The sequence below is a fragment of the Paenibacillus xylanivorans genome (assembly GCF_001280595.1).
In the GTDB taxonomy this organism is placed as follows: Bacteria; Bacillota; Bacilli; order Paenibacillales; family Paenibacillaceae; genus Paenibacillus; species Paenibacillus xylanivorans.
The window spans coordinates 342,760-357,638 of the sequence record NZ_LITU01000070.1; the positions used below are offsets into that span (position 1 = coordinate 342,760).

The following is a 14,879-nucleotide window of genomic DNA, read 5'->3' on the forward strand; positions in this document are numbered from 1 at the left end:
GCGTTCAGTCCTCCTCTATATAATCATTATGATGTGCTAACAATGGAACGAAGAGCATCGACAAGTCGGTCCAAATCCGCCTGGGTATGCGTTTCCGTGACGCAGTAGAGCGCACATTGACCCCACCCTGGGTAGGATAAAGACAGATCCTTACCGCCGAAAATCCCTGTCTCCATTAATCTCTGGTTGATCTGATCAACGGTAAGATGCGTCTCGTTAAAATCAACGACAAACTCTTTGAAGAAGGTGCCATTTTCGAAGCGAAGAGATACACCTGGAATTAGAGACATCTGCTTCGCAGCGTAATGCGATTTCTGGATAATCGTACTGCCGACCTCCTGCATTCCGACTGGACCGAGAAGAGACAAATATACTCCTGCTGTAATGCCCCATAAAGCGGTCTGGGTTCCTACCGATTCCTTGCCCTTCTCCCGAAGAGCGAATGAGGTACGTTCATAGGCAACATCCCCGAAGCCATATTCGCCCTCCACCTCGGTTGGCACGATGCCAAATAGCCGTGAAGGGTATTCCATTACGAACTTTTCCTCATCATGTGTTGCGATAAAACCAGCCTGACCGCCTCCAAAGTTCATATGCATACCCAGCGGCTGCAAATCTCCGCAAATGATATCCGCTCCGTAACGGCTTGGTGGCTCCAGAACTCCGAGTGATATGGGGTCAACACCTACAATAGAAACCGCATTTATCTTATGAGCAAGCTCAGATATTTCAGCTCCTTGGTCCTCAATGATTCCAAGGTATCCGGGATTTTCAAAGTATATCGCAGCTGTATCGTCGCTTAACTTGCTACGAAGATCATTCAGATCCATTCTTCCTGTTGCCTGATCGATGTCAACATACTGGATATCCATGACCGGAGTGCAGTAATTTCGAATAATCGCCGCCTTGTCTGGATCTACGGAACGTGGGAGCAACACGATCTTGCGCCCTGTAATACGCCCCGCCATACGGATCGCAGTGGAAGCCGCCTGAGCCCAGTCAAAGGTTGGAACATTCACGACATCCATGTCCACCAGCTCAGCAAGCAGGCTCTGATACTCGAACAGGGCTTGGAACCGGCCATGGTCTTCATAAGGCTCTCCAGCATAGGCTGTCACGAATTCAGAACGCTGATTAATCTCGTCGCATACAGCCGGAATGAAATGCTGCCAGCATCCTGCGCCTAGAAAATTAAGATAATCAGCACCGTGCTTGTTCTTCGCTAGCAGTCCATCAATATGTCGGCGCAGTTCATACTCGTTCATGGCTGGCGGAATGTCCATCTCCCGCTGCAGCTTCAGGCTGTCAGGAATTGCGTCATGGAGCTGCTCCATAGACGTTAAACCAATTTCTTTTAGCATCGCGTCCCGGACCTCCGGAACGGTATTTGGAATATAGGGATGGGCATATATTTTGTTGTCAGCCACAATTAACGCCTCCGTTCATATGTTGAGAAAATATTCTTCCTTATCCGCCCTAAGCGATTCCGCCTCCGTCAACAACGAGCACACTACCCGTTACCCATGAGGACAAATCACTCGCCAGGAATAATACGGCATTCGCGATATCACGTGGTGTACCTAGACGCTCCAACGGTCTGCCTCCTGCAGAGGCAACCAGAAATGCTGACTCATCTTGCTGCAGCTGCTTCGCTTCGTCACGCAGGAGCGGTGTATCCGTATCCCCTGGTGATACACAGTTGACTCGAATGTTCGCTGCGCCATGGTCGATAGCCATCGCACGCGTCAGATTGACAACGCCTGCCTTTGCCGCGCAATAAGCTGCTGCGCGGTCTCCACCTTTCAGTCCCCAGCCTGAGCCAGTGTTAATGATGCTGCCTCCGCCGCTATGCTCCATAATGGGAATTACATATTTTGAGAGGAGAAAGACGCCTTTGAGCGAGACATCCAGTACAAGATCCCAGTCTCTTTCATCCAACTCGGTAACCGTTTTGCGGCGGATGACGCCTGCATTATTGAACAGGATGTGAATCCCTCCAAGCACTGATTCAATCTCTGATGCTGTGCGTTCACAGTCAGCGGAAGAGGTCACGTTGCAGCAGTAAAAGCTAGCCTCACCGCCCTGTTCACGGATACTGGCGACTGCCTCGTTACCCGCAGCCCCATTGATATCAATCAAGGCAACATGTGCCCCGAAGCTTGCCAGAAGCTCAGCAGTAGCCAGCCCAATGCCCGATGCCCCACCAGTAATGACGGCTACCTTGCCAGATAAATTCAAAACGTCCTGTGTATTAAGCATGCTTATTCTCCTCCATTTCATGTTGCATCGCTTCTATACTTATTCGGCGGCTAAGCCGTTCAGGAGAGCTATCCTCTGCCATATATGCCTGAAGCAAGATGCGGAACTGGAACGCTTCCGGCGTAACCGTATTCTCTGGCGACTGTGCTGGGCCGCAGCTGTTGCTTCCCAGTCCATTCTGTCTGTAATCCAGGTTCAGTGTGATGAAATCACGAGGTGCCAAATCGCTCATATGCTGCGCCTTCTCCAGATCGCTGTCCGTGTAACGTCTGGCGCTGAAATCAAGTGTCGGCACTCCTGCTGCCAGCAGACCAATTCCTGCTCCATCAGCGATCGACACCCATCTTACATCTGTCCGGTTTCCGTTCTCCTGAGGATAGATATACGACGTGAACAACCCATCTACACTGCTCTGATATATGCCGAAGCGTCCGGCCTCCCGGCTATCTGAATAGCTCTCACCCGGCCCACGCCCATACCATTTCACACGGTCTATATCACCTGGAACTTCCATTTGAAGACCGATTTTCGGGAGCATAGCAGGGGGTGTTCCTTCCGGCATTCCCTTCACATCCATAATGATTAGTCCACTTGCAGTAACTGTATAGGAAGTCTCGCACCGGAATCCCCAATCGTGGACGGGTGGTGCTATGCGAGAAGTCCAGATAACACGTGCTGACGTTTCGTCCAGCTGCTCCCAACGAAAGTCGTCTATCCGCTCTGTCAGTCGATCGAGGTGAGCTTTGCGCCAATCCGGAAGCACATACATATCGTTATCAATTGGAGCGCGCCAGAAATTCAGCCGTGGTCCCTTTTGAATCAGTTCCTTTCCGTTCAGGCGAAGGGACGTAAACCCTGCACGTAGACGATTAAACGAAATACGGAAACGATCATTCGCAAGGACTAGCTCGCGTCCTTCTTCGGTGACTGACAATTTCTGCTCTCCAGACAGCTGCGACAAGGAAGATACGGCTGAGCTTGAATGAGTCGGCAGTGCAAACTGTGCCCAAGCTACTTCATGCCCTTGCGCCGCCCAAGCGCAGTCAGCTGCCAGCGTGAAGCCGACATTCAGCCACATTTCCGTACCCGGATCGAGAAGGATCGACTGCTGATCTACCAAATTTGGAATCAACAAGTCTGCGCTATCACCTGGACCAACCTGCGGAAGTACGAGTACACCGCTGTTAACCGTTCGTCCATCAGCCGTGACACTGTAGTGGACCTGGAGATGATCCAGTGTCACGAAATCATACCGATTCGTTACGCGAACCTTTCCTGCATCTATCAATTGGACCCTCACAGGTTCGATGATTTTCTTATATTCAATGAGTCCCGGAGAGGGGGTGCGGTCTGGACGAACCAGCCCATCAATAACAAAATTACTGTTATTCGGTACATCTCCGTAATCGCCGCCGTAAGCATAATCAGCCTTGCCATCGATTGTTGTTCTGCTAAGCCCATGGTCGATCCATTCCCAGACAAAGCCGCCTTGAAGGCGCCGATAAGCATCAAATGTGTCAAAATACGTTCGTAACCCTCCGGGTCCATTGCCCATTGCATGAGCAAATTCACATAGGATATGCGGCTTTGGATGATCTGTCAGCTGGCCGAAGCCTTCCATTTTCTCCACAGAAGAATACATCGTGCTCACCACATCACACACTTCCGCTTCACGGTCCTCTTCATAATGGATAAGTCGTGTGGAATCATTGGCTTTGCACCACTCAGACATCGCGCGGAAATTGCAGCCGAAGCCGGATTCATTGCCAAGCGACCAGAAAATTACGGAAGGGTGGTTCTTGTCGCGCTCCACCATACGGCGGATACGGTCAACATAGGCATCCTTCCAAGCCGGATCGTCGCTAAGACGTGAAATATTGCCCAGCGGCTCGAAGCCGTGCGTTTCCAGGTCCGTCTCTTCCATCACGTATAGCCCATACTCATCACATAGATCATAGAACCGCGGGTCGTTTGGATAATGTGCCGTCCGCACCGCATTGATATTGTGCTGCTTCATCATTTGGATATCTTCGCGCATGGTGGATACCGTAACGGTTCGTCCCGTATCTGGATGATGGTCATGTCGGTTCACACCTTTGAGAAGGATCGCTACGCCATTCACCAAGAACTGCCCATCCTTGACTTCCACACGGCGGAACCCGACTCGCTGGGCAATTGTTTCTATAATTTGATTCTTCGAATCTACCACCGAAATGATCAGATGATATAAATAAGGAGATTCGGCATTCCATAAGGAAGGCTTCGCCACAGGCAGATTGAACTCGACCCTTGAAGGATGGTTTAGATTCTTCTCAGCAGACAGGATCTGCGCTCCAACCTTATTCAGCAATTGCAACTGTACCTTGCCCTGAACTTCTTCTCCATCAAGGTCTAATCGGACCGACAGTACCGCATTCGTAAACTCTGTATCTAGCTCTGTTACAATTCGATAATCCGTGATGCGGAACGCTGAAGGCTCGGAAACCAGATAGACATCCCGGAAAATGCCACTCATCCACCACATATCCTGGTCCTCCAAATAACTACCATCAGACCACTGGTAAACCCGGACTGCCAATCGGTTAACTCCCGCCTTCAGGTAAGGGGTCAGATCAAATTCTGATGTCAGGCGACTGCCTTGGCTGTACCCTACAAACGACCCATTCAGCCATACATGAAAGGCGCTATCTACACCGTCGAACTTAAGTGAAACAACTCTTCCATCCCAATAGTCTGGCAGTGTAAATTCCTTTACGTAGCTACCTGTTGGATTATCATTAGGCACATGAGGAGGATCAACAGGGAAGGGATAGTAAAGGTCCGTGTAATGCGGATTTCCGTAGCCTTGCAACTGCCAGTGGCCAGGGACAGGAATATCATCCCAACCTGAGGTATCGTATTCATTTTGATGAAAATCCGGGGGGGCCAGCTCAGGCCCCTCAGCAAATTGGAATTTCCAAATACCGTTCAGCGATTTGAACCACGGAGAGCTTCCTCTGTCATAGTTCAGAGCGCTTTCTTTATTGGAATGAGGAATAAAATAGGAGCGACTCTTCGCACGATTTCTCTCCAGCACGCTGAGGTTATCCCAGTCGCGCCCCATGTTCATAACATCCATGATAGTCATTCCCATCCTCTCTGTGTGTTTTATCCTTTAATGCCTGTCGTGGCAATTCCGCCGACAATGTAACGCTGGGCGAAGAAGAAAATTGCAAGCGGCGGAATCGAGATTAAGCAGGTGATAGCCATGATGGACTGCATATCAACGCCGTACATGCCCTTGAATTGAGATAGGCCAAGCGTTAGCGTATATTTTGACTGATCATTCAGGAAAATGAGCGGCCCCAGATAGTCATTCCAGCATCCCATGAACTGGAATACGGAGACCAGAATCAGCGAAGGACCCATTAGCGGCACAATGATTCGAAGCAGAACCGTCATTTTACTAGCGCCGTCAATCGTCGCTGCTTCATCCAGCTCCCGGGGCAGGGTCATAATGAACTGCCGTAACAAAAAGATATAATAGGCAGAGCCGAACCACGACGGAATAATCAACGGTTTGAGTGTGTTGATCCAACCCAAATAGTTGAACTCCATATATTGCGGAATCATCGTTACTTCCCAAGGAATCATCATGGTCGCCAGAACGACAAGAAATAGGAAATCACGCCCTTTGAACTGAAATCTGGCGAAGCCGTAAGCGACGAGCGTACAGGATATCAGCTGACCTATGGTGGATAAAACCGTAACGAGCAGTGTGTTTTTTAAAAATAAATTAAAGGGCTGGATGTTCCATGCCTCTGCGAAGTTACTGAATTTCCAGTCGGACGGAATCCATTTAGGAGGAAACAGATAAAGCTCCTGCGGTGATTTCAGCGCCGTGGTCACCGCCCAGAAGAGTGGGGCGATGAACAGCAGTGAGAACAAAATCAGCAACGCGTATGCAAATACTTTTTTCATCAGGACCGCCCCCTTTTACTGGCTTTAAGCTTCTTCTGCGGATTCTTATTCATTTCACCTTCATAGAACACCCAGGCTTCCGACGATTTGAATACCAGGAACGTCAAGGTAAGCACAATCAGGAACATAAACCAGGCGTTGGCAGCAGAGTAACCCATCTTGAAATATTTGAAAGCGTTCTCATACATGTACATCGCATAGAAATAGGTTGATTTCAACGGCCCGCCTCCCGTAAGGAGCAGAGCCAGAGTTAACTGCTGGAATGCCGCAATAATCGATGTGATCAGATTGAAGAGAAGCGTTGGCGTAATCATCGGAATGGTTATACTCAAGAACTTCCGGATCTTTCCTGCTCCGTCGATTGAGGCGGATTCGTACAGATCCTTTGGAATGCCTTTAAGTCCAGCTAGGAAAATAAGCATCATGGATCCTTGACCCCATAGGCTGGCAACGACCATCGCAACAAGTGACCAGTTCGTATCATTCAGCCAATCGGGCCCCTGAATGCCAAAGACAGACAAGAAATAGTTCAGAATCCCATAGTCTCCGCTGTATACCCAAGACCAGATCATAGCAAGCGCCACACCTGAGATCACAGATGGGAGATAGAATGCCGTACGGAAAATGGCGCTTCCTCTTACCTTTTGGTTTAGCAGCATCGCAAGTCCGAGAGCGACTACAATATTGAGCGGAACGAACAGGGCTGCAAATTTCAGTGTTACAAATAGAGATTTCCAAAAAAGCGGATCATTCGAAAACATCTCTACGTAGTTGTCTAGACCGATAAAAGTCACCTTACCGACGATGGGCCAATCAAAAAATGAAATGACCAGTGAAAACAGCAGGGGTCCTAAAGTGAAGACAACAAATCCAAATATCCAAGGGAAGATAAAGAGGTAGGGAGCAACCCCACCCCATTTACGACGCTTTTTCAAGGCCTTAAGGGTAGCTGTCGGTTCCGATGTATTCTGCAGGTAGGTCTGAGCCATCTCCTAACCTTCTTTCTACAATTGTTATTTCAAATATCGCTCGCTGTCCTTAACCGCCTGATTCAACGCTTCTTGGGCATTGCTACCGTGCATCACTGCTTCCACCGCAGCCGACAGCTGTCGGTTCACTTCATTCCACTTCGGATTGAGTAGAAATGCAGGTGTATTGTCCGAACGTTCAAGCATGGTGTAATAAGGTTTGTAGAGCGGATCTTGATCCTTCTTGAGCTCATTTACAACACTTTGTCGTACTGGCAGGTCAGCAACGCGCATTTTGATCGATTCATTAGAGACATAAAATTTAACGAATTCCCATGCCAGATCTTTGTGCTTGGAGTCTTTGGCAATAGACAGCGCAGATTCGGCCAGTACACCTTTAACCGGTTTGCCAGGAAAAGCCGGAATTTCGACCGTGCCTACATCAATTCCCGCTTGTTTAAATGATTCAAGCGGCCAGATTCCGCTCTCCCACATGGCGATCTTACCGCCTTTAAAAATATCATCACCGCTTTGCTGGCCTTTGCCACCTGTGAGCACGGCGGTGCCGTTCTTCACCATATCACCAAACATCTGGATAGCTTCAGCGGTTTCCTTACTGTTCATGTAGCCTTCGATGGTTTTACCATCCGGGGAAATAAAGGAGCCACCGTTGCTCCAGACAAAGCCCTGCAAGTCATACGTATCATTCTCTGCACGGGCACCGAAGCCGTACTGTTTCGTGGATTTGTCCGTCAGCTTCTTAGCGATATCCTGGAATTCACTCCATTCCCATCCGTCTTTAGGATAAGGGACACCGGCAGCATCAAAGAGCTTCTTGTTATAGTAGACAACCCGAGTTGTGAAGCCAGCCGGAATGCCGTATAGCTTATCGTCAATTTTTCCATAGTTGAACAACCCTTTGTAAAAGTCATCTATCTTCAGGTCTTTATCCTTTTCTGCGTAGCTATCCAGTGGTTCCAGGGATTGATGGTAGGTAGGGAAGTCCCACATGTACATGACGTCCGGCGGGTTACCAGCTCCAAAACCTGCGGCAAGCTTCTGGTCAAATCCGTCCGCATAGGCCTCAACCTGCACCTTTGTTCCAGGATGTTCCGCTTCAAACTTTTTGGCAATATCCTGCTCAATTTTGAGTGCGTCCCCCGTATCCCAGGTTGCAAAGCGAAGCGTATTCGTCTGATTCGAACCGCCGTTCTCCGGATTGGCTGTTTCGGCGTTACCGCCACATGCAGACAGCATACATACCACCAGCGTCGTTGCAAGGACAATGAGTGGAGATCTCTTTTTCATATTGTCAGCTCCCTGTAAATGAGGTTTATAATAATTGAACCGCTTTCATCGTAACTCGAATGAAAGCGGTTCAAAACGTGTATCTATTCGAATGTTGTTGTGATTTTGTTCGAATTAGTGAAGCAGGTGTCAATCTGTTCGGAACCCGTCGTCTTTTTGTTGGGCCCGGTAATGGCTCGGTGTCTGACCCGTACAGCGTTTGAACCATTTACTGAAATACTTGCTATCACCAAGTCCAGTTCGCTCGGCTATTTCCTGCATGGTTAGGTGTGTATCCCGCAGTAAGCCATAAGCAAGGCGCAGTTTACGTTTATATTGGAACGCAATGAAGCTATCACCGACAGCCTTCTTAAACAGAATGGAGAAATGACTGCGGCTGAGTCCAACCTCTTCCGCCAGTTCGCTGGCTGACCAGTCAGCTGCGGGATTAGCATATAGTAGATTCACGGCTTTCCAGATCGGATCTGGCCACTGATTTACGGATATCCCATAGAGCCTCTCTAGCTCAGCTTCTTTATGAAGGTTTTGGAACGCCTGTTTCAGATCATGGCTATGGAGCAAGGATTCTTTACGAGTCCATTTCAGCTTACCGCATTTACTCTTACTTTCTATCAGAAGACTATCTGCAGCTCCCCGGAGCGAATTGGGAACAATCCAATAGCAGTATTCTTCTCCATAAGGAATGATCGTACCCTCGCACATGCTGCGGTCATCCTTCCCCGCATCCTGTAGTATCCCGGTCCAAGATGCTCCGCATTCTGCCGTCCGAATCAGATATATCAACAGCGGCTCACCATTAAAATGCCATTGCCCGCCATGTAGCTTCTCCAGCTCCTCTGGAAATTTATAGCTATGCCCGTTCAGCCATGCAAAGAGCAGCGTTTCCATACGTTCTTCATCCTTAGGAGAGGCTGGAGTGGAGATCGACAGTTCCTGCTGGAACTTCTTTAGCATCTCTTCAAGCTCTTCGTCCTCAAAAGCGGTCTTCAAAAGATATCCGGATGCCCCAAGCTGAATTCCCTGTTGTGCGTATTCAAAATCTCGGTGGCAACTGAGCAGAATTATTTTTGTCATCGCCGCCATCTCCTTTATCTTGCGAGACAGCTCAATGCCATCCATCTCTGGCATTACAATATCTGTAATGACAATTTCCGGCCTATGCTCCAGAAAGGCTTCCCAAGCTTTTTGTCCATTGGGCGCGTCAGCTACAACTTCCATTCCGAATTTCTCCCAAGGTACGGTCGAGCGTAGACCTTTCCGTACAATGCTCTCATCATCTGCAATCAGCACCTTAATTCTCTTTGCTGTATCCATCCGGACGCTCCTCCTCTTTGGGCCAATGAATGACAATCGCTGTGCCCTCACCCTTAGTCGAATGTACCGTAAGCCCGTACTGCGGGCCGAAATGCAGTTTGAATTTCTGGTCTGCGTTCTGTACGCCTAATCCTCCGCGTCCACGACGTTTCGGATCTGGCAAAAGCAACCGCTCCCGTTTTTCTTCCGTCATACCCGCTCCATCATCCCTGAGAGTCAGCAGAAGCTCATCCCTTTCTACGATGACATCCAGCTTGATTACACCTATCCCATCCGTGAAGCCGTGGAAAAATATATTTTCAAACAGCGGCTGCAGCGTCATACGCGGGATCAGATATTGCTTCAGCGAGTCTTCACAATTCAACTCATATCTGAAAACATTTCCGTACCTGATCTCCTGAATTTTCAGGAAATGCTCAATCATGCGTAGTTCTCTGCCCAACGTGATCAGTTCCTGCGATATATCCAGATTTCCTTCCAGCACCATCGTTAAGTGATATAACATCTGACGAATATCATCAGCCCCTTCCAGACGGGCCTTCCACTGAATGGAGTTCAACGTATTGAACAGCAGATGGGGGTTAATCTGATAATGGAAAGCCTTCAGCTCCGCTTCCTTCTTAAGTCGTTCGCTCTGTTCCACTTCTTGCACGAGCGATTGGACACCACTTACCATCCGGTTAAAACTCATATCAAGGCTACCTAGCTCATCTCTACCTTCGATCGGCATTCGTGTATCCAGCTTACCGAAGCTGACCTTCTGCATTGAATCCTTTAGCGTACGAATACGCGCTGTAAACCTTGACGAGAACAGATAGGCGAGTCCAAAAGCAAGCAGACATGAAATAACTGCCACGACAATGGTATTCGACCGGATAATTCCCGAGGATAGGTAGAAGGCTTTGGCAGGTAATCTTGCTTCTATGGTCCACTGGTTCACGGCAAGCGTCCGGTTCCATGTAATATCACTATCCTTCTTCGTAAAAGCTGAGGCACTCTCATATATAATCCTTCCGTCCGAAGCTTTAATGGTCAGATGCGACTTCGTATCTGTCTCAAATAGTTTGAACATATGGATCAGTTCCTGTGCATTTTCCTCAATTAGTATAGTACTGCCGTTTTGCGTTCCGTTGGAATTATGAATCGGAACAGCGAGCCCAAGGACGGGGAGATTCGAATCACCTGAGCTGCTCATTTCATGATTTTGCATATAAAATCCGAGCCAGTATATTCCTTTATAAGAAGCAGGCTTTGTCTTCCATTCTGGAGTAGCTCTCAGCTTATCAACATTCAAATTGTTCTCTCCATAATAATAGCCAGAGGGTGTAATGATATAGATTCCTGCGGTTAGGTCTGTCCGCAGCGATTTGAGTAGGGCTTCAAAGTCATTCTTCTCAATGATTTCACTATAGCTCACAGGGGCCTGATTCCTTAGATCTGTATGGGCTGGATCAAGCAAATAAGAGTAGATCGTTTCACTCATTTGTTTCATCCGGCTTAAAGATGCACTCGTTTGTTGTTCCAGCTGTGCTACGGCATTTTCACCATATTTTCCAAACTGCGAATTAATAATTTTGGCGGATTGGTAATAGGACAACGCCCCAAGAGAGAGCAGAGGAATCAGAGTCACGATGAGAAAACAGAAGAGCAGCTTGGTCCGTATACTGCGGTAGGTACCAGAGAAAAAGCGTTTATTAAGCTGCCTGATCCACTGGACGTTCATAAACGATTTCCCCTCTCGCTATAACTATATCTACTTGCATTCTAGCATGGACAGGGAGCCTATAGAAGAATCCAATCATTTCATGGTAACGCTTTCAAATTACTGTTTGCAAATATAATTTTTCGGGTGAACGGGAAAAGCACGTCCCCGGAAAGCTGTTTAAAACAGCAGACGGAGACGTGCAGTATTTGTTTTAGGTTGCGTACTCGTGCCCCAGAACCAGGAACACACTCGATGTCCATGTGAATGCCCTGTCACGTAGACCTTCACCAGTCAGCGCGTCGAAATTCTCTGCCATTCCACTTCGGCTAAGCATACTGCAGAAGCGGCGTGATACTTCCTGAGCAAGCTCCAGGTCGCCAGCTGCGGCTACGCCTTCCACGAGTAGCATGGTTGAGGGTGCCCAGATCGGTCCGCGCCAGTACCCGTCTGGTATATAGTAAGGGCTGCTTATGCTCTCGGTCGCCCAACCATTTTCCGTCAGGAAGCGATTCTCCTCCCCGAGCCCTTTCAGAAGAACATCTCTGATTGGTTCCGGCAGGCGTTTACCAAGTAGAATCGGAACGAATAATAGCAGACTATCTCCAGCTGAAGGCTCATGTGTACCTGAACGTAAGGAGATAAATCTTCCATCTTTCCAGAAGTGGCTGATCATCTTCTCCAGCGTATCTTCGGCCAGCTGTCTCCATTCTGATGATTCCTTGGTAAGCCCAAGCAACCCAGCAATTTCAGCAAGAAGCTCCGTCTGGATAATCAGAAAGGCGGCTAAATCCGGGCTTTCTACGGGAATTCCATTATTAAATGCCGTGCTGTTGTCCCAGCCGGAATCATTGCCGTGGTTATATTGGGGAATACCATCACCATCTCCATCACGATACCGGAACCACCATTTCGTCCACTTAGATAATGGACCGTACACTTCTCGAAGCTGCGCCTCGCGGATATAATCTGTACGTTGCATCATCCAAGCCAGTGTCCATCCGTGAATAGGAGGTTTGTTGCAGTTCCACAGCTCATATTTATCGTTCACAAAGTCAGGAATCAAGCCACTCTCATCTTGTCGATCAAAAAAGATCATGAACTGGTCCCATGCAAGCTTTGGATCATGGCGTACAAGCGCCATCGCATTGAAGCAGTGGTCCCAGCTCCATATATTTGTCATCCAGTTCTTCGACATGTACATTGCAGGACGCGTCAGACATCCCTCCGCCGGAACCAGGCAGGACCAAGTAATGTAAGCCGCCAGTTCCCGCGCTTCTTGCCAGCGATCAGGGATCGTAAGACTATTGTCAAGCCACTGGTTAAATTCAGTTCGGGTCGCTTCCACATCATCATCAAAGGATTCCCATTCTAATCGAGGCTCCCACACTGTACGGAACTCCTCAACGGCAAACTCCGCCGTATTCGTGTCCATATCCACACTGAACTCTGCAATCACACGTGAGCTCTTGGTCTTATCCCACGGTACTTCCATCTTCTGATCGCCCACAAGTCCAGTCAGCATGAAGCGGCATTCATGGGTAAAGCTGTTCACTTCCCAGCTGTTTATATTCACTTCATATGCATAATCATAGGCTGCCGGGATAAAGGTTAACCGGATACCGCAGCCTGTTGAACGGAATCGAACGGTACGACTATCCGAAATACAGATTTCGGCAAAGACTGCCGATCCCGACGAATTTAGCCGCACGGCTTCTGGAGAAGCCTCCGGCGTAAATGGAATCGTCTGATTCTGCTGATCCAGCAGTTCAATACGGAACGCCTCGCCAAATTTATCATCTCCGCCCCGCACAGTTCGAAGGTAGAGGCCCTGCTGTCTATTCTTGCCTTCAGGCAGAAGAGAGACTGCAAGGAACGACTCTCTGCGGCTGAAGGGTACAATGTTCAGATCAAATTTCATGATAGTCCTCCTTCAACAAGGAATAATACGCTTTCATTGTAACCTGCTGCTCAAGAAGGAGGAACGTCCAGGTGTTCTTGCTAAAGAGGTAATTTGTTGGTATTGGATGACTTGAGTGGGTATAGGTGTCTTTTTGTTAGAGGATTGGGGAGGAAATGTTAGATTGTAAAAAATAGCTGACCAACTGGAATTATTTCTGAGATTAGACGGAATGGAAAGAGCCCATGAATCAGGCCGGTATCGGACATTTTCATGGGCTCTTGTCTTTTTTTATCATGGATTGAAAGGAATAAAATAAGTGCATTTTGCATGTTGAATCATTTCACTGCATTTCGATTCGGTAACTGACTTAGATAACTGTTGGACAAATGTAGAAGATCCAAAGCTCGTTCGTACTGTTCCTTCGTAATATATTCGGAAGAGGTCGATTTCTCTTTCTCTTCAGTTGGCATGACGGATGCGGGTATTGCGGGTTCATCCTTCAGGCTGTTCGGATTCATCCCTTGATCAAGATCTGCCGAAACGAAATCCTGTCTCCCGGCATCGGCAAGAGAGTAATGCGTACCATCACCGTATCCCGTCTCAGGAACGAACAGTGAAGCATCGTTTAATACCGAACCGGAGGGCAGATAATAGCGCTCTGGCAGCAGATTATTTCCTTCACGCAGCAAATCCTGCCCAAAATACAGTTGGTTCTGTAGAGAGGCACCGGTTAACCCGGCGATCGTTGGCAGAATATCCACCTGTCCACCGATCTGCTCCAGCTGAGCTGCCGGCGTGATGCCAGGAGCCGTTACAATCAATGGAATATTGATCATGTCCGCGGACGTGTACTCCCGACCGTAGATTTCCTGCATGAGTTTCTCATCGGTCCGATCCAGTGAGTAGATAGGCAGACCCAGATGGTCACCGTAAACAACAAGCAAGCTATTTTCCCATAATCCGCGTTCTTTCAGTCCCTCAATAAATTGCCCCACCGCCTGATCGGCATAGTGCTGGGATACAAGATAATCCCCAGGCAACGTATTATTGAACCGTTCTGGCAGCGTCAGACTGACCTTATCTTCTGGTAAATGATAAGGGTGATGCGCCGACATGGAAATAATTTGTGCATAGAAGGGTGGCCCTGTGTTCTGCATGGCTTCGAGTTTATCCAGTGTCTTGCTGTACAACACCTCATCCGATGCTGAGAAGGCGATGGAATCCTCTGTTCCGAAATATTTAATATCATAATAATGGTCGAATCCAAGCGCCTTGTATAACTGATCGCGATTCCAGAAGTGCACATCATTCGTATGGAATGTGGCTGTCTGGTAACCGTTCGCGGACATTAGTCTGGGCAGACTTGGCAGCTCCTTATTGGCATAGACGGTAGTTGCGGCTCCGTTGGGTGGTGTGTAAAACGATGTATTCACCACAAACTCGGCATCCGACGTATTTCCCTGTC

General features: G+C 48.4%; 10 protein-coding genes. All 10 read right to left on the reverse strand.

Annotated features, from left to right (window positions below; translation table 11 throughout):
* Window positions 1–26 precede the first annotated feature (26 nt).
* Complete coding sequence (gcvPA, locus tag AMS66_RS21370; protein ID WP_053782699.1) at window positions 27–1,427, reverse strand: aminomethyl-transferring glycine dehydrogenase subunit GcvPA; 1,401 nt, start codon at window positions 1,425–1,427, stop codon at window positions 27–29.
* A 49-nt stretch (window positions 1,428–1,476) separates the two neighbouring features.
* The gene (locus AMS66_RS21375) at window positions 1,477–2,259 is read right to left on the reverse strand and encodes an SDR family NAD(P)-dependent oxidoreductase (RefSeq protein ID WP_053782700.1); all 783 of its coding nucleotides are present in this window, start codon (window positions 2,257–2,259) and stop codon (window positions 1,477–1,479) included.
* Window positions 2,252–5,377 (reverse strand): beta-galactosidase subunit alpha, encoded by a 3,126-nt coding sequence (gene ebgA / locus AMS66_RS21380; protein WP_082350845.1) that lies wholly within the window; start codon window positions 5,375–5,377, stop codon window positions 2,252–2,254. Before ebgA ends, AMS66_RS21375 begins: the two co-directional genes overlap by 8 nt.
* 29 nt (window positions 5,378–5,406) lie before the next feature.
* The gene (locus AMS66_RS21385; protein WP_053782701.1) at window positions 5,407–6,219 is read right to left on the reverse strand and encodes a carbohydrate ABC transporter permease; all 813 of its coding nucleotides are present in this window, start codon (window positions 6,217–6,219) and stop codon (window positions 5,407–5,409) included.
* A complete protein-coding gene (locus tag AMS66_RS21390) occupies window positions 6,219–7,208 on the reverse strand; it encodes a carbohydrate ABC transporter permease (RefSeq protein WP_053782702.1) in 990 nt (329 codons plus the stop codon). Before AMS66_RS21390 ends, AMS66_RS21385 begins: the two co-directional genes overlap by 1 nt.
* 24 nt (window positions 7,209–7,232) lie before the next feature.
* Entirely contained in the window at window positions 7,233–8,495 is a 1,263-nt protein-coding gene (locus tag AMS66_RS21395; RefSeq protein WP_053782703.1) for an ABC transporter substrate-binding protein, read from the reverse strand.
* Between the two features lie 129 nt (window positions 8,496–8,624).
* Window positions 8,625–9,809: a response regulator transcription factor gene (locus tag AMS66_RS21400; RefSeq protein WP_053782704.1), complete on the reverse strand. Its 1,185-nt coding sequence runs from the start codon at window positions 9,807–9,809 to the stop codon at window positions 8,625–8,627.
* The gene (locus AMS66_RS21405; protein WP_053782705.1) at window positions 9,787–11,532 is read right to left on the reverse strand and encodes a sensor histidine kinase; all 1,746 of its coding nucleotides are present in this window, start codon (window positions 11,530–11,532) and stop codon (window positions 9,787–9,789) included. The genes AMS66_RS21400 and AMS66_RS21405 overlap by 23 nt, the downstream gene beginning before the upstream one ends.
* Window positions 11,533–11,725: 193 nt before the next feature.
* The gene (locus AMS66_RS21410; protein ID WP_053782706.1) at window positions 11,726–13,432 is read right to left on the reverse strand and encodes an amylo-alpha-1,6-glucosidase; all 1,707 of its coding nucleotides are present in this window, start codon (window positions 13,430–13,432) and stop codon (window positions 11,726–11,728) included.
* A gap of 317 nt (window positions 13,433–13,749) precedes the next feature.
* A partial coding sequence (locus tag AMS66_RS34060; protein ID WP_236703557.1) for an LTA synthase family protein occupies window positions 13,750–14,879 on the reverse strand: 1,130 nt, incomplete at its 5' end.